Genomic DNA, 15,891 nt, shown 5'->3' with positions numbered 1-15,891 from the left:
TCTTACATGACCATCTGGTTAGTGTTTTCCGTGGTGCTTGTCGCATCGCTTCTATTGACTTGGGTGCTACGTCGTTACGCGTTGTCGCGTAGTTTGATGGATATTCCCAATGGTCGCAGTTCGCACTCTGTCCCAACGCCACGAGGAGGTGGCGTTGCAATCGTGTTGACGTATCTAGTGGCTTTAGTGCTGGTGGCACTTTGTGGCTGGGTCAGTTGGAGTGCCGCCTGGCCATTGTTGGGGGCCGGAGCACTCATTGCGATAGTTGGCTTTCTCGATGATCATGGTCATATCGCAGCCCGTTGGCGTTTACTGGCCCACTTCGGTGCCGCAATATGGGCGTTGTCCTGGATGGGGGGGCTTCCTACGGTCAGCGTGATAGGGGTTGAGCTGGACTTGGGGTGGTTCGGCCATGTGCTGGCAGCCTTATACCTGGTGTGGATGCTGAACTTGTATAACTTCATGGACGGCATTGACGGAATTGCCAGTGTCGAGGCCGTCTGTGCCTGTTCAGGAGCATGCTTGGTGTACTGGCTGACAGGGCATCAAGATCTCATGCTTGCGCCGATGTTGCTGGCCGTCGCCGTGCTCGGTTTTCTATACTGGAATTTCCCTCCTGCCCGCATCTTCATGGGCGATGCAGGGAGTGGTTTCCTCGGCATTGTCATCGCTGTGTTGTCGTTACAAGCGGCCTGGGTCGCCCCTCAGATGTTGTGGGTTTGGCTGGTTTTGCTGGGTGTGTTCATTGTAGATGCGACCTTCACTTTAGTGCGACGCCTGTTGCGGGGCGACAAAGTCTACGAAGCCCATCGCAGTCACGCCTATCAGTACGCATCGCGTCGGGTAGGGCGCCATTTGCCGGTCACCCTGGCAGTAATGGCCATTAATCTGTTTTGGCTACTGCCTATCGCCGTTTGCATCGGCTTGGGGCTTGATGGCGTGCTTGGGCTGATAGTGGCGTACGTTCCACTGGTAGTGCTGGCTATCAAATTTCACGCGGGGGAGTCGGAATACGCGTGATAATCGATAGGCGCAGGAGCTTGAAGGGTTCTCTGCACACTTACGCAACTGCCATTTTCCGGCAGTACTAGGGACTGAGGTATAAAAGGGTTTATGGAAAGTTTACGTGCCCGATTGTTGGGCTTGCCGCGCAGGCAAAAACGCATCTTGCAGGTGGCGACTGACATCGTTCTGGTCTGGGGGGCGTTGTGGCTGGCATTTGTCGTTCGTTTGGGCTTCGACGATCTCAACAACCCCTTTGTTGTCCACCTGTGGCTGTTTCTCAGTGCGCCGGTTATTGCCATTCCGCTTTTTATCCATTTTGGCATGTACCGGGCGGTCATGCGTTATTTCGGCAATGACGCGCTGATCGCGATCATCAAGGCGGTCAGCCTCTCTGCACTGTTGTTGGCTCTGGTGGTGTACTTGTACAGCAATCACCAGACCGTGGTGCCACGTTCTATCGTTTTCAACTATTGGTGGTTGAGCATGGTCATCATTGGTGGCTTGCGGCTGGCCATGCGCCAATACTTTCAGGGAGACTGGTTCACTGCGGCGCAGCATGTGCCTTTTACCAGTCGGGATAACGGACTCACAAAGGTCGCGATCTACGGGGCCGGGGCGGCGGGTAATCAATTGGTCGCTGCCTTGCGTATGGGGCGGGTAATGCGACCGGTGGCTTTTATCGATGATGATAGCGGTATCTCGGACCGTATTATCTCGGGACTGCAGGTGTACAAGCCCAAGCGTATACAGCAAATGATCGATGAGACCGGCGCCGAAGAATTGTTGTTGGCGATACCTTCATCTACGCGCGCTCGTCGTAGAGAAATACTGGGATATCTAGAGGGTTACCCGCTGCACGTCCGTAGTGTGCCCGGCTTCATGGACTTGGCCAGCGGCCGAGTCAAGGTCGATGATATCCAGGAAGTGGACATCGCCGACCTGTTAGGCCGAGATCCCGTACCTGCGCAGCCTGAATTGCTGGAGAGGTGCATCAAGCACCGCGTGGTGCTGGTTTCTGGTGCGGGCGGTTCAATTGGATCGGAGCTCTGCCGTCAGATTCTTTCGCTGGAGCCCACCAGTCTGCTGTTGTTCGATCATAGCGAGTACAACCTCTATTGCATTCTGTCCGAACTTGAAGAGCGCGTTCAGTCAGAGGCATTGAACGTCACGTTGCTGCCCATCCTTGGATCGGTACGGCACCCGGAAAAACTGCTGGACGTCATGAACACTTGGTCTGTCGATACGGTTTACCACGCGGCAGCCTATAAGCATGTGCCCATGGTTGAGCACAACATTGCTGAAGGTATTCTCAACAATGTGATTGGTACTCTCAACACCGCGCAGGCAGCTCTGCAGGCCGGAGTTGAAAACTTTGTGCTCATTTCAACCGACAAGGCCGTACGACCCACGAACGTCATGGGCAGCACCAAGCGGTTGGCGGAGCTCGTGTTGCAAGCTTTGAGCAAAGAGTTGGCGCCGGTATTGTTTGGTGACGCGTCTAACATCTCACGGGTTAACAAGACCCGTTTCACCATGGTTCGCTTTGGTAATGTACTGGGCTCGTCAGGTTCGGTTATCCCGTTGTTCCACAAACAGATCCAGGCGGGAGGGCCGCTGACGGTCACCCATCCGAAAATAACACGCTATTTCATGACCATACCTGAGGCCGCGCAGCTAGTTATCCAGGCGGGGTCAATGGGGCAGGGCGGGGACGTTTTCGTACTCGATATGGGCGAGCCTGTGAAGATCGTAGAGCTCGCCGAAAAGATGATTCATCTGTCGGGATTGAGTATTCGTTCGGAGAAAAACCCACACGGCGATATCCTCATCAACTTCAGCGGCCTGCGCCCTGGCGAAAAACTCTATGAAGAGTTGTTGATTGGCGACAACGTAACGGCGACCCGTCATCCGATGATCATGCGCGCCAGTGAAGAGTTGTTGGGCTGGGAAGTGCTCAAGGTGAGGTTGCAAGAGCTGTTGGCGGCTCTCGATGCGGGCGATTTCAAGCTCGTCAGGCAACAGTTGAAGCAAACAGTCAGCGGCTATACCCCGGAGGGTGAGATTGTCGACTGGACGCATATTCAGCGACATCGCGAAGTCTGATACTCCACGGCTGCTCTGATGGGCCTGTTGAGGTCCCATCAGAAATCGCTGCAGTCCAATAAGCTTTAGAGCTTCCAGAGCTTCCTGTTCAGTCTGAAACTCGACAGATAGACGAATAACCTTGAAATGTTCATGAAGCGGTTGGGGCCTACAACGTAGAGAATCCCTTTCATCAACGAGTTGATGATCTGGAGCTTTCCAGAATGGGTTTGCGCATCGCTGAACCCGGCAGGCTTGTACTGCCCACCCGCCTCGAACAAGTAGTTCTTCTTGGCAAATGCGTAAACAGGGCCACTGGCGTCAAAAGGCTCGTGTCCGGTGGGCATCTCATCCAGCACACTGGCGTAAGCTCTTCTCAGCGTAGGGGAGATGTATTGTCCATCACTCATGTAATCAAACGCATAGACTGCGTTGGAAGGGAAGGCTGAGAAGCTGGTGAGACGCTCCTTGTAATAGACGCTGACTTCCCGCAAGTCCTCGCGCTTTTTCTCTCTTCCCGCGAATGCGCGCTTGCTCAAAAGCTCTGGGTTTTTCTCATCAAACGAGCTGAAGTGGAAGAACACCAGTGGGAATTCTCCGTTGACCGTGTAGCCCCCCTTGCCGTCAGGCGAGAGCGTTCGTTCATGGCTATTCCAAAAAGCCACGTTGTAGCCAAGATTGAATGATACGTGCAGTGTCGGGAAGAAACAGGGGGCGATACTGACCCACTTCTGATCGGTCGAGAGGCCGAACTGGGTTTCGAAATAGCAATGTTCCAGGCAGCGTTCATTCCACCACTGGAGAAACCGTATACCTTCAGCCGTGTTGGAAACTGCATAAAAGCCCAGATTGAAGGAGCCAAAGCGCAGCATCCCAATATCACCTTCGACATGAGGGGTGACGTAGTGGGGAGTTAGAATAATGTCGTGAGTGCCGAGCTCGTCCCATAGGTTGTCAAGGCGGCTGAATACGCACGTGTCGGGGTCCAGGAAGATAACCTTGTCGTGCTGCTCAAGCAGCTTCAGAGTGATCCAGGGCTTCAGGCTCGTACTGAACTCCACGATGTCGTATTTGAAGGCATAGTGCCGGACATCTGCCAGTCCGATGTCTTCTACCCAATGGAATTCTGCCAGGTGAGTGGGCAGATCCATCTCTACCTTGCGATCAAAAATATAGATCTTCAGCTTGGGTTGATCGAATTTAACCAGCGACTCGGCCAGCACCAAGGCTTTGGACAAGTAAGCCAGGTTACACACGGTAAAAATGGCTGAACGGACGTCGGTCATGCCTTTTTCATCAGTCACGTTTAAGGATTCCTAATGTATTGATTACCCTGACGAGGATCTGAGATGCACAATAGAGAGTCAGTAATCTTGTAATTCTGAGCGCAAAGCTGAATTGACAGTTTTTTAGCGCAGAAAAAATAAGTTTAAAGTTTGAGGATACAGTGTCTTTTATCCTCGACCATGAGTAAGCCCGCATAGAGTAAGTGCGGCCGGCTATGTGGTAGCGGCTGTCAGCTTGCTCGGTGACATGATCAAATCCTGGCGTGGCGCCGCATAGGCCAATGCGATAGCCTTTATTCAACGAGTCCAGGCAGAGCTTATAATCCACGCTGTCAACGAAGTAGCTGCAGTCCATCCAGTCAAGGGCTTTTAGTTTTTCCAGAAAGTAGAGGCTGCCACTGTTTATGAGCAGAGGCACGTCCTGTACCGACGCTCTGCCTTCGGCTTTGAAAGCGATTGCACTGAAATCCCTGTAGGAATCAATGTTGTCTATGTAGTTCGTTTCGACATAGGACAGTGTTTCGTCGCTGAACCCAGTGTCTTGATCAAAAAACAGCAGTGCCGACTGACCGTGTTGATAGGCATTGGCACATACCGTTGATATACCTACACCCAGTCCCAGGTTTTTACCGCAGGTAAAATAGTGAATGCGCGGATGCAGTGCGGAAAACTCTCGCACGTTGGGAACGTCGGGTGAGTTGTCGAACACATAGACTTCAAATCCATTCGTCGAAGCCAGCTCAAGCCGGCGTAGCAATTCGTTGCCGGCGTGATAAACAACAATGCCTACTGCAATCTTACGCGTCATGCCATACCTTAGATGTGTGGGGCCACCCATGCAGGGTCACGCTTATACACTTAACCATTTGCTCTCCTCATCGCTCCATACTTTTACTATCTTGGCGGGGCAGCCCACGGCAATGACGTTACTGGGGATGTCTTTGGCGACAACGCTATTGGCGCCGATGATCGATCCACTGCCGATAGAGGTGTTGGGGAGCACCACGACATTGTCCCCGATCCATACGTTGTCGCCAATGGTTACTGGGCCGCTGCTGCCCAGCTTTCGTTCGAAAGGTGCTTCGTAGGGGCTGGATTGGTTTTCTCCCGAGTAGACCCCGTGAGAATGGTCAGTGATGTGAATCTTGCTGCCCATCAAGACATTACGGCCTATCGTTATTTTGTTGCAGCACGCTATATGCAGATGATCACTGGCGGAAAAGTTCTCACCAATCTCGACATGCGGCTGATAGGTGAACGCTAGGTATTGAGGAATGGCGTGTAGCCAGAGCCCTTCACCGACCCTGAAGTTGTTACCCAGGGTGATGTGTTCCAGTCCAAAGACCTTGGGGCCACGGCCAAGGTAGGCACGCCTGCCTGGTGCAGGAAGCGTTCGGAGGTGAATCAACGCGCGCCACACCAACAGAAACCGTCCCACCACAAGAGGGATGATGAACAGATGGTGCTGCTTTAATTTCTTTAGAAAGTATGACACCGCGTTTACTCGTACTTAGGTTTTAACGGATTTTGCCAACAGTGGATTTTAATCATGTCCGGATTCAGGCGACCGGTTGCGTGTCAGCCGAAGATAAGTGTTAGCCATGATTTTAAGCAGAGGCCGTGGGGCAATTGAAATTACGGCAACAATGAACAGTGGGTAATGGATGGACAGGCGAAGGGATTGCTTGAATTGCCTATAGATCGAGTAGCTCAACAATCCGCGAACGCGTAGGGATATCATACCCCTTACTGAAAAAGCACCGGACACGGCTGCAAAACTACGGCATGCGAAGAGTTTACTCTTCAGCGTATAGCTTGAAGGCAGCGAGAAAACAAAATTCACCCATTTTTCAATCCCGACTTCAAAGATCTTCGGCGTATGCGCCCAGCTCTTTTTTTGCAAGGTTGGACTTTCGAGCGACGTAATGGAAACATCGTGCTCCCATCGGATCACCCCATTGTTGCGTGCAACATGCTCAAATATGATCCCCGTCTGCATAAAATAAGAGCCGATGTACCGGTTGAAGTCGGCATTGGCGATCAACTCTTTATTAAAAATAAGGCAACTCATGCAACTCATTATTCCGGCAAGCTCGGTCAACAACGTATCTGGGCAGCTATAGTTTTTGCTGGTCGTTGTATTTTTATCTATTAGATTGACGACTATTGCGCTATAGCTGTCTGGGGTTTCAATAAGCTTGAGTATGGTTGCGATACCGTTTTCGGGAATTTGCGACGTGTCCCCCAGAAGCCAGACATACTGGGTGTTTGCAGCCTTCAATGCTTTCTCGAAATTGGCCTCGGGACCTACCGTGCTTTCGCTTCGTAGGCTATGAATAAGACCATATTCTTTTTGCCACTTGGCGATCACGTCCTGTGTGTTATCGGTCGAGGCATTGTCTGATATGAAAATCTGCACGTTATGGCTACGGGCCAGTGGGACGTGCACGGAGAGGGATTGATCAAGAAAGTCGGCCCGATTGTAGGACGGAATAACGATTGAAAGTGAAGGGTTTCCAACGGGGCTCATGTGTGCGATCTCTTGAAATTTTTAAATATCCAGTACACCCAAGGCATCACCAAACAAAGCGCGCTGAAGAACCCGAGAAACAGGTAGTCGAAAGGAAGGTAGATGGAGATAGCCAGCGTTGTTGCTCCTACGTACACGCCTTGTACCACAGAGGCAATGAGCAGTGGTTCCCGTTTGTGGGCACGCATGTAAACAGCCATCGAATTAATCCACAGTTGGATCAGCCAGCCAAGTCCCACCAGCGTCAGTGCTGTGTGTGAAAGCAGGCGGCTGGCAATCGGCAAGTAGCCCTTGAGCAGTTCGATGCCTATAAACAGAGTTGCCAGGCCTAGGATATACGTCAGTGTGGCGAGCAGAAGGGCGCGCTTGAAGGTCGTTTCCAGTGCTGGATAATCTTTCTGCGCAACATACATGTTCATTTTTGGCGTGTTGATCGAGACCCAGATGTTCGCGATGCTGAAAAGCGCCATGCATACCGCCATGGACAGGCCCACCTGTCCCGCCTCTACCGTTCCATAAAAATGGAATGCCAAAGGGGTAAAGATGGACAGGATGAAGTAGCCGCTTATCCAACTGACGGCAAATCGCCACATCAGTGGCATGATTTCGGGGGCCCACGCGTGGTGGTTGTTCCTACTAGCGATACAAAGCTGTTGCAGCATTTTTTTATAGCGGTGTCCGATCAGTGCCAAGCCTGTTATTGCACCGGCTAGCAAGGCTATCGCCAGTGCGTAGAGTTCTTCCCCGCAGAACAGCAGAAGTGCGGTCACGGTGACGGTGCTTACGCTGATGTAGAAGCGGATTTTTTGCACATCACCAACACTGTCGCACCCCTCGATAAACGATAGCAACATGCTGTTCAGGAACACCAATACTGATGCCGCACCATAGATGAGCCAGGGCAGCTGCCAGTTGATAGATGAGCCTTTGCTGTTCAGAAAAAAGTACCCCGCCACCAAGACCAGAGGGAAAATCACGATGGCCATTGCACTTGACCACTTCAAGGCAAATTTTCCAAGGGTGGCCAAACGGGCCAAGTGCTGGGTATTACCTGTGAGTGTCTTATCAGGATTGAACTTGAGGTGCGCGAACTCGTGGGATGAATACAGCAGCAGTATTGAAGAGAATCCCATGTCGGCGAATACTGCCAGGGCGGCAAGGCTAATAAATGTGTACCAGTAACCTTGAGCTTCTGCAGAGAGGTAAAGGGGGACTAATAGCAACAGCAGAGGTCCGGAAAACAATCTCCAGAGCTGATTGATGGCAGAGTGACGGACATCGTAGCTCAGTAGTGTTTTGAGCAGCTTATTTTTCACGGCTGGTGGCACATTCTATTTTTCAACTTTTGAAGGTGGACGTGAAGTGGTGTTCGGGGCTCCCGACCAACATCCCATTTGGACATGACCGTGCCCCGAATACTGTATTGCCGTAGATCACTGCTTCGCGGCCAACTCTTTGGCAACTTCGATAATCAGGCTTTCCTGGCCAGCAACTGCTTTGCGTTCGCCCAATCGAAAAAACACGTCCCTTGGGTCTACATCGAACTCTGCGGCCGCTCTGGCCACGGGTTTGGCAAAGCCAGAGAAAACGCCCGCGAGGCCACTCACGATGGAAATCGGGGAGATGGAGGGGGCGATAAAGCCCAGCTCCTTTTCGGCCATCGTAGCGGCATCGAGAATTTTGAACAGATCAATCCCTGTGTCATATCCCAGTTTGTGCAGTATCCCAACGAGTACTTCAAGTTGGGTATTGCCAGCGCCAGCGCCAAATCCACGGATAGTGCCATCGAGAATGGTCGCGCCTTCATTGACCGCTGTTACGGAGTTGATAACAGCCATTCCAAGATTATTGTGGCCGTGGAAGCCGACAGGGATGGACAGACCACCTACCAGAGCGCTGATGCGGGCTTTTACATCATCGACCATCTGGGCGCCCGCAGAGTCCATGATGACAATGGCCTGCGCCCCATAGGATTCCATCTTCCTGGCTTCTTCAAGCAGTACTTCGGGGCTAGCCATGTGCGTCATCATTAGGATGCCCCAGGCCTCCTTACCCGACTCTCGAACATAGCCGATATGACGCTGCGTAACATCGGCCTCGGTGCAGTGGGCGGCGATCCGGAACACGTCGACACCGAGTTCGACAGCCTTGCTCAGGTCTTTTTTGATAGTGCAAAAACCCGGAATGACGTGAATGGCCAGTCGGGTGTTAATGAGGTGCTCGCGGGAGATTCTGAAAATTTCCGGGTCGCTGAGGCGACTTTCCCCGACAAGCATGGAGGAGCCACCGAGACCATTGCCATGGCCGACCTCGATAATCGGTACATTCGCGGCCTCGGCTGCCTTGCAATAAGCGATGAACGCCTCCGCTCCCAATTTGTGACCCACTGCGTGGTTACCATCGCGCAATGTGGGATCTGTAATGAGAATTTGCTTAGGCATGCAGTTTTTCCTTGGCGTGTGCGGATGTCGCGATCATTTCTGCGACTGCAATGGCCGCACAGTTGATGATGTCCAGGTTGCCGGCATACTGTGGCAGGTAATCGCCGTTGCCCACGACTTTTATGGTCGTCAGTACCCGGTCTCCTTCAATCGTCGGCGGTACGATCAGCGCGTAGCCCGGAACATACTCCTTAAGCTTCGCAACCATTGCCTCCACCGACTGACGAATTGCAGGGATGTCAGGGTTGGCGATCTTGGCGTAGATAGTAGTCTGCATGTCGATCGGCGGGTTGGCCGGGTTCAGGATCAGGATAGCCTTGGTCCTCTGCGCGCCTGAGAAACGCATCAATGCATCTTCAGTGGTTTCTATGTACTCATCGAGGTTGGCTCGAGTTGCCGGCCCCGCACTGAGCGAGGCAATGCTGGAGACAACTTCGATGTAGTCCACATTGGCATGAACGGCGGCGATCGCGCTGGCGATCGGGATAGATGATTGCCCGCCGCAGGTAATCATATTGATGTTCTGAGCGTCTCCACTTACGCATTCCTCGGCGTTAATGGCTGGGATGCAGAAGACGCCCAGCTTTGCCGGGGTCATGTCGATGACGGTCTTTCCGAGTTTACGCAATGCATCCCAGTGCCCAACATGGGCATGAGCGGAAGTCGCATCAAAAACCAGGTCGCATACGTCAGGCGACACGAGAATCGCATCAATACCCTTATCGGATGTTGGAATGCCTAGCTCGGCTGCTCTTTTCATGCCGGCCGACGAGTAGTTGCGCCCGGCGAAAAGCGTACACACGAGATGCTGAGAGCGCATTATCTTAACGAGCAGATCGGTACCAATATTGCCCGAACCGATAATAGCTACTTTCAGTACTTTTTTAGTGACCATTACATACATCCAAGGAAGCGCATATTCAAAGCAAGTCGTTAGTTTACCAGTAGCTCTTTGATCTCAAGCGCATGCTGTGTTTCGTGCAAGAAGAAGAAGTTCGTTTCTTGCGTCTGCTCATCCATCAGGCCGAACGCGCGAAGTTTTCCTTCAGGGTCAGCGGTGAAACATTGGTAGCCCAGCCCGTGAAACAGCTCAATGATCTGGTTGGGGTGGTAGTCAAATTTTGCTGCCCATTTTCGCAGCATTTCAGTGAATACAATAGGCTTGTCCTGGGCCAGTAACTTCAGTGCACCCTGGAAGACAAAAAGCTCGGCGCCTTCGACGTCACATTTGATGAAGTCGACTTTAGGCAGATTCAATTGTGTTGACGTGTCGTCGAGTACTTTGACGTCGCAAGTGATTTTCTTGACGTCGGAGCGACCGCTCAAGTTAGCTGAAGAAGCGTTCCCGGAGCCGCCGGGGTAGAAATAGAACTCTAGAGTTTTTTCTTCCGAAGAAAAACCGAAATTGAAGGTCTTGATGTTATTCAATTCGTTGATTCGCACGTTTTCCTGAAGTGCCAGATACGTGGAATCAATGGGTTCGAAAGCGTAGACACTGACACCTGGATTTTTTTTGGCGATGTTGAGGGCATACCACCCCATGTTTGCGCCAATATCCAGTACGCATGCATTCGGCTTGACCAGTTTCATGATCATGTTTGAATCGATCAGCTCATAATCGCCGAAATTGAGAATCTCAACCGGCGCAACGCGCTTGTCAAACTCGGGGCATACAATTTTTATTCCGTTGTCACGCGACGTCATGATCACCTTTGCGTCGGTGATTTCAATACGAGCAACGTTTGTTTCTTGCAACCATGATGCGTAAGAAAAGAGTGTGCTATGGAAGTCGTTGTACATTCCATCTATATAGTCAGGTTTGCTCAATGCTTGGTTTTCAAAACACTGACGCATCTCTTCCATATTCTTCATGTGTAGCTCTCAATTGTTTTTTTGAAGCCCTCACGGACAGAGGTCCGGGGGAGCCATCCTAGCTTTTTGACTTTAGCGATATCTGGGCAATTTCTTACAATGGGACTTACTAAGTACGTGCTGTCATTTTCTCGGGCAGCAAACAAGACACTCAACTTTTTCTCGGGATACAACCCCGCCAGCATTTCGGCCAGCTCTCGGATACTGATTTCTCCCTCTGGGTTGCCGACATTGTATGCCTCGCCGTGGGCGCCGTTGAACAACACCGTCCAGAAACCTGCAACCGCGTCTGCGGCGTAGCAGAAAGCGCGCCGAGCCGTGCCGTCGCCTTTCATGGTAATGGGCTGATTATTCAGGATATTGGCCACAAAATCAGCATAAACCCTGCCGTCATTCAATAACATGTGAGGGCCGTAGGTGTGAAACGGCCTGACGATGGTCGCCGGCACACCTGCCTGATGCTGCCAGCTGATGCACATGTTCTCACCCATTCGTTTGCTTTCCGCGTAGCAGGCACGGACTGACGTGGGGTCGACGAACCCGAAATCTCTCTCGGAGGTCGGTACACTATCCGTCTGACCGTATACTTCGCCGCTGCTGAAGAAGAGAAACCCTTTCGATCCGCTCTCGGCTGCACGCTTCAGTAACGCTGCTGTCCCGAGTGTGTTGGCGCTCAAGGTGCCAATCGGGTCGGTCGAGTAGTACTTGGGGCTGGCCTGGCTGGCGGCGTGAACAATGTAATCGGGGCGCACATCGAATGCCAAAGGCTCGCTGACGTCTTGCTCTATACAAATTAAATCCGCTCTGCCCATGGCATGTGCAAATCTGCGTTCAAAGCGCTGCCGGCTGCGCACCAGGGCGAAGATCTGAATCTCCAGCCCTTGGGTTTCGTTGAGAAACAACAACGTTTCCACCATGTAGGCGGCAAGAAAACCCGAAGCGCCCGTGATGAGCACCTTCTGTCCTTTGAGGCGATGCCAGGGCAGTGCGTATTGGGTCGTTATTGCCAGCAAGTCGCTTGCGACGATGGCATTGCGCACGATGTTTTCCATAGGCGGGTTTAAGCGCCTAACGTCTTGGATTTTTCATGCATCCCCTGGAGCATGGCACTTTCCAGCTGGTCACGTGGGATCAATGGCGAGAGATCTTCCAGTGGCGGAGAAACCAGCGAACCATCCTCTTTCACTATCACAGAGAGCTTGGGCGAGAACAGTTGCTCGGGGTGCATAAACACCTCGCAGATAATCGGCCCAGTTGCGGCCTGCACTTTTTCCAACGCTGCGTCCACGTCATCCCAGTGACGAATCTGGCAAGACGGGATGCCAAAGCCCGTCGCCAATTTTGAGAAGTCTGGGCACGAAACGCCGGAGGTCCGGTCGGTCCCCACGTAAGAGCCTTTGAATAATGAGTTCTGGGTGTGCTTGATCATCAAGTAGCCATCGTTGTTGAAGATAAACAGCTTGATTGGCAACTGGTGATGCACGATGGTTTGCAGTTCCTGCAGGTTCATCATCATGCCGCCGTCACAGTTGAGGCACATGACTTCGCCCCGATCGGTGGCAAACGATACCCCCAGCGCCGCGGGCAGCCCATAGCCCATTTCACCCAGGCCGGTAGAGGTCATCAGGCGCTGGCCATCTTTCAGGCGCAGTACTTGGTGCCCGCACAACAGGGCGGTGCCCATATCGGTAACGACGATTTGGTTCGGTTTGAATGCGCGATTCAGGCGCTCCATGAAGCGATAGGAGTTGATAAAGCCGCCTTTGTCGGCATGCTCTTCAGCGACCCAAGGGAACTGCGCTTCGTAGGCTTCACATTGCGCCAGCCATGGCGCCTTTGAGGGAATTGTCAACGGCTCCAGACGCGCTATCAAGGCTTCGATAAAGACAGCGGCGTCGCAGACGATGACTTCCTGGGTGCGTGAAGCATTCTTGATCGCCTCTTCACGGCTGATGTCTACCACGTCAATCCGCGCTTCACGTGCCAGTTCGGTCAGGTCATAACCAACCTGGGGTATGGCCAGGCGGGTACCGATGGCAAGTACGTAATCACTGTTTTGCAGGATAAAGTTTGCCGAGCGCTGGCCGTAGACACCGGCGCGCCCGAACACCAAGGGGTGATCGGAGTCGATCATGTCGATACCCGCCCAAGAGACCAGGCTGGGTGTACCAAGTTTCTCCAGTAACGGCGCAATTCGCTTTTCGGCACCCGCCAAACGGATGCCATTGCCCAGCCAAAGGAGTGGTCGCTCGGCGTTGAGCAGGGCGGCTACAACACTGTCAACCTGCGCGGTCAGATCAGCGCTGATTGTTTTATCGACAGGGGGGGCCTGGAAATGTGTCATCTCGTTGGCCGGAATGCGGCTGGACTGGATGTCCATCGGTATTTCGATCCAAGTTGGGCCCGGGCGGCCTTCCAGCGCGACGTGTACGGCTTTTTCGAGTTCGTAGACCGCTTGTTCCGGCTGGGTGACGCGCTGGGTGTATTTACAGACTCGGCTCACCATCTGGCAGGAGTCGTAACCCTGGACGCCCCACATGCGCAGTGGGTTATCCACCGAGCAATGCTTGGAGTGTTCATTGCCTGCGATAACCAGGCACGGAATGGAGTCGGCCCAGGCGGAGACCACCCCGGTGACGCCATTGGTGGAGCCGGCGCCCGTCGTCAGCAATGCGGCGCAAAGGCGGCCGTTGGTACGGTAGTAGGTTTGTACTGCCATGCAAGCGGCCTGTTCATGGTGTACACAGACAATTTCTGTGTAGCCACGACGGCTGATGGCTTCAAAAAGATGAACGTTGCCAGCGCCGATAATCCCGAACGCGTGGGTGATGCCCAGGTTCTCCAGTGCTTCAGCAATCTGCTCGCTTACTTTTATTTTTTCCTGTGCTTGCATTTTAAAACTCCGTCGATGGACGCTCAGCCTGATCGAAGACCCGCAGCTGACTTTCGAAAATTTATGGGTTAAATACCCATGCCTTTTGGGGGCATTTGCTGGTCAATCAACTTCCCGAACTCGAGCCGTGGGCGACACTCTCGTGCGTCAGGCATGATGACCTCAATCAACATGGGGCGGGGTGCTTCCAAAAACTCCCTGACAGGGGCATGGAAGTCGGCATCCCGTGTAACAATCCTGCCAGTGATGCCATAAGCTTCACCAATGGCTTTGAATTGAGATGTGTAACCGTTCCAGTAGGTCGAAGACGTTCGGCCCTCAAAGTACATTTCTTGAAACCCGTGTACCATCCCCAGAGAGTGGTTGTTGAGCACTATTACCAGTACCGGCAGTTGGTCTCGCGCAATGATATCCAGCTCCTGAATGTTGAGCTGCGCGCCACCGTCTCCGGTAATGACAATCACAGGCTTGTTGCCGGCGTTGCAAGCGCCAATGGCGGCTGGAATCGCGAACCCCATGGTGCCCAGCCCACCGGAGTGATGCATGGATTGGCCGGGGCTCAAGCGGAGTGTATGCGCTGCCCACATTTGGTTGTTGCCGACATCGGCAACATAATCGACAGCCTGTCCTTTAGCCAGCTTGCAAAGACTCGAAAAAATCGCAAACGGGCTAACACGCCAGTCGCTGTACTCGTCTACAAAACTGATCTGGAAGCGGGCCTGCAATTCGGCTGCCCAGGCGGCCCACGCCTTGTTTTTCGGCACTTGGGAAAGAACGAAACTGGCAAAGAAGGTATTCAGTTCCATTATGTAGGAGGCGTGTGTTTGAACCCGGTTGTTCAATTGCCCTGCCATCAGGTCAATCTGGAAAATTTTGGCCTTGCGGGCGAAATCTTCGGGTTGTGCACCCGTTTGTCGAACATCCAGGCGACTTCCCAATACCAGTAGGAAATCGCAGTTTTGCACCGCGTGGTTGGCTGTGCGCGTTCCGTAGGCGCCGAGCATGCCCAGGTAGTTCGCGTTCGCCGGGATTTTCTCTGAACCTTTCAAACTGGCTACATATGGAACGTCCAGACCTTCCAACTGTTCGAGCCATTGCTTGAATTGGCGTGTGTTGACGGCGCCTCCACCCAGCAAGATCAAAGGTCTTTGCGCGGATGCCAGCGCATTGGCTATTGCCTCGATGTCGCAAGCGCGAACTTGATCCACGGCCTGTTCATCGCGCGGCGCCAACATCGCTTGTACGACGCTGTCATCAATATCGGCGCGTTGTATGTTCATCGGAATATCCAGCAGCACCGGGCCGGGGCGTCCTTCCTTGGCGATGTCGATCGCTTTCTGCAGACAAACAAGCAACTCGTCGACATGTTTGACCTGATAGGCATACTTTGTGATGCTGCTGACCAGCGCAACGCTATCGAGCTCCTGAAAACCCTGTTGGCGAATATTTCTGCCACCTTTGAGTTCGTAGGTATTAACCTGGCCTGTCAGAAATAGGCACGGGTGGCTGTCAAGCCAGCAGTCGGCTATGCCGGTCATCAGGTTAGTGGCGCCCGGGCCGCTTGTACCCAGGGCAACACCGAGTATTTCGTGGTGCGTTGCACGGGCAACGGCAGATGCGGCAAACGCGGCCCCTTGCTCATGGTGAACCGAGACCAGTTTGGTCTGACCCAACTGATTGATGCTGTCAACCAGGTGCGTGATCATCCCACCGATCAGTTCATAGCCATACAGAACCTTGTTCTGTGCAAGAACCAGCGCCACCGCATCCGATGCTTTCATC

13 protein-coding genes are annotated in these 15,891 nt (G+C 52.9%); 2 read left to right on the top strand and 11 right to left on the bottom strand.

Annotation, left to right across the window (positions count from 1 at the left end; genetic code table 11):
• The first annotated feature begins 6 nt into the window (after positions 1-6).
• Together ACVWVP_RS10105 and ACVWVP_RS10100 are read left to right on the top strand one after the other, a co-directional pair.
• Positions 7-1,020 carry an MraY family glycosyltransferase gene (locus tag ACVWVP_RS10105; protein ID WP_457405562.1) on the top strand — a complete coding sequence of 338 codons (1,014 nt, stop codon included), beginning with the start codon at positions 7-9 and terminating at the stop codon, positions 1,018-1,020.
• A 93-nt stretch (positions 1,021-1,113) separates the two neighbouring features.
• Positions 1,114-3,108 carry a polysaccharide biosynthesis protein gene (locus tag ACVWVP_RS10100; RefSeq protein ID WP_178919895.1) on the top strand — a complete coding sequence of 665 codons (1,995 nt, stop codon included), beginning with the start codon at positions 1,114-1,116 and terminating at the stop codon, positions 3,106-3,108.
• Between the two features lie 65 nt (positions 3,109-3,173).
• Here ACVWVP_RS10100 and ACVWVP_RS10095 read toward each other — a convergent pair whose 3' ends face one another.
• The 11 genes from ACVWVP_RS10095 to ACVWVP_RS10045 all read right to left on the bottom strand — a co-directional run bounded on the left by ACVWVP_RS10095 (position 3,174) and on the right by ACVWVP_RS10045 (position 15,890).
• A complete protein-coding gene (locus ACVWVP_RS10095; RefSeq protein ID WP_178919896.1) occupies positions 3,174-4,391 on the bottom strand; it encodes a glycosyltransferase family protein in 1,218 nt (405 codons plus the stop codon).
• On the bottom strand, positions 4,384-5,181 hold the full coding sequence (locus tag ACVWVP_RS10090; protein ID WP_457405558.1) for a glycosyltransferase: 798 nt from the start codon (positions 5,179-5,181) through the stop codon (positions 4,384-4,386). Before ACVWVP_RS10090 ends, ACVWVP_RS10095 begins: the two co-directional genes overlap by 8 nt.
• A gap of 42 nt (positions 5,182-5,223) precedes the next feature.
• On the bottom strand, positions 5,224-5,868 hold the full coding sequence (locus ACVWVP_RS10085) for a DapH/DapD/GlmU-related protein (protein WP_457405555.1): 645 nt from the start codon (positions 5,866-5,868) through the stop codon (positions 5,224-5,226).
• Between the two features lie 48 nt (positions 5,869-5,916).
• Positions 5,917-6,903: a glycosyltransferase family 2 protein gene (locus ACVWVP_RS10080; protein ID WP_457405552.1), complete on the bottom strand. Its 987-nt coding sequence runs from the start codon at positions 6,901-6,903 to the stop codon at positions 5,917-5,919.
• The gene (locus ACVWVP_RS10075; protein WP_372339901.1) at positions 6,900-8,219 is read right to left on the bottom strand and encodes a hypothetical protein; all 1,320 of its coding nucleotides are present in this window, start codon (positions 8,217-8,219) and stop codon (positions 6,900-6,902) included. Before ACVWVP_RS10075 ends, ACVWVP_RS10080 begins: the two co-directional genes overlap by 4 nt.
• 117 nt (positions 8,220-8,336) lie before the next feature.
• Positions 8,337-9,344 (bottom strand): 4-hydroxy-2-oxovalerate aldolase, encoded by a 1,008-nt coding sequence (gene dmpG / locus ACVWVP_RS10070; protein ID WP_457405549.1) that lies wholly within the window; start codon positions 9,342-9,344, stop codon positions 8,337-8,339.
• Positions 9,337-10,239 (bottom strand): acetaldehyde dehydrogenase (acetylating), encoded by a 903-nt coding sequence (locus ACVWVP_RS10065; RefSeq protein ID WP_178919901.1) that lies wholly within the window; start codon positions 10,237-10,239, stop codon positions 9,337-9,339. The genes dmpG and ACVWVP_RS10065 overlap by 8 nt, the downstream gene beginning before the upstream one ends.
• 38 nt (positions 10,240-10,277) lie before the next feature.
• Entirely contained in the window at positions 10,278-11,216 is a 939-nt protein-coding gene (locus ACVWVP_RS10060; RefSeq protein WP_178919902.1) for an FkbM family methyltransferase, read from the bottom strand.
• Positions 11,213-12,256, bottom strand: coding sequence for an NAD-dependent epimerase/dehydratase family protein (locus ACVWVP_RS10055; protein ID WP_457405546.1), 1,044 nt, complete (start codon positions 12,254-12,256; stop codon positions 11,213-11,215). The genes ACVWVP_RS10060 and ACVWVP_RS10055 overlap by 4 nt, the downstream gene beginning before the upstream one ends.
• 20 nt (positions 12,257-12,276) lie before the next feature.
• Positions 12,277-14,109, bottom strand: a complete 1,833-nt coding sequence (locus tag ACVWVP_RS10050) for a thiamine pyrophosphate-binding protein (RefSeq protein WP_457405544.1) — start codon at positions 14,107-14,109, stop codon at positions 12,277-12,279.
• Positions 14,110-14,177: 68 nt separating this feature from the next.
• Positions 14,178-15,890, bottom strand: coding sequence for a thiamine pyrophosphate-binding protein (locus tag ACVWVP_RS10045; protein ID WP_457405541.1), 1,713 nt, complete (start codon positions 15,888-15,890; stop codon positions 14,178-14,180).
• Position 15,891: the final 1 nt, after the last annotated feature.

Source organism: Pseudomonas sp. TE24901 (assembly GCF_054058375.1).
This window is presented reverse-complemented; position numbering and strand designations above follow the sequence as displayed.

What these genes read in the sequence shown, in the direction of transcription:
- ACVWVP_RS10105 (WP_457405562.1), top strand. Translation starts at nt 7, where the DNA reads ATGACCATCTGGTTAGTGTTTTCCGTGGTGCTTGTCGCATCGCTTCTA.
- ACVWVP_RS10100 (WP_178919895.1), top strand. Translation starts at nt 1,114, where the DNA reads ATGGAAAGTTTACGTGCCCGATTGTTGGGCTTGCCGCGCAGGCAAAAA.
- ACVWVP_RS10090 (WP_457405558.1), bottom strand. Translation starts at nt 5,181, where the DNA reads ATGACGCGTAAGATTGCAGTAGGCATTGTTGTTTATCACGCCGGCAAC.
- ACVWVP_RS10080 (WP_457405552.1), bottom strand. Translation starts at nt 6,903, where the DNA reads ATGAGCCCCGTTGGAAACCCTTCACTTTCAATCGTTATTCCGTCCTAC.
- dmpG (WP_457405549.1), bottom strand. Translation starts at nt 9,344, where the DNA reads ATGCCTAAGCAAATTCTCATTACAGATCCCACATTGCGCGATGGTAAC.
- ACVWVP_RS10065 (WP_178919901.1), bottom strand. Translation starts at nt 10,239, where the DNA reads ATGGTCACTAAAAAAGTACTGAAAGTAGCTATTATCGGTTCGGGCAAT.
- ACVWVP_RS10060 (WP_178919902.1), bottom strand. Translation starts at nt 11,216, where the DNA reads ATGAAGAATATGGAAGAGATGCGTCAGTGTTTTGAAAACCAAGCATTG.
- ACVWVP_RS10050 (WP_457405544.1), bottom strand. Translation starts at nt 14,109, where the DNA reads ATGCAAGCACAGGAAAAAATAAAAGTAAGCGAGCAGATTGCTGAAGCA.
- ACVWVP_RS10045 (WP_457405541.1), bottom strand. Translation starts at nt 15,890, where the DNA reads ATGAAAGCATCGGATGCGGTGGCGCTGGTTCTTGCACAGAACAAGGTT.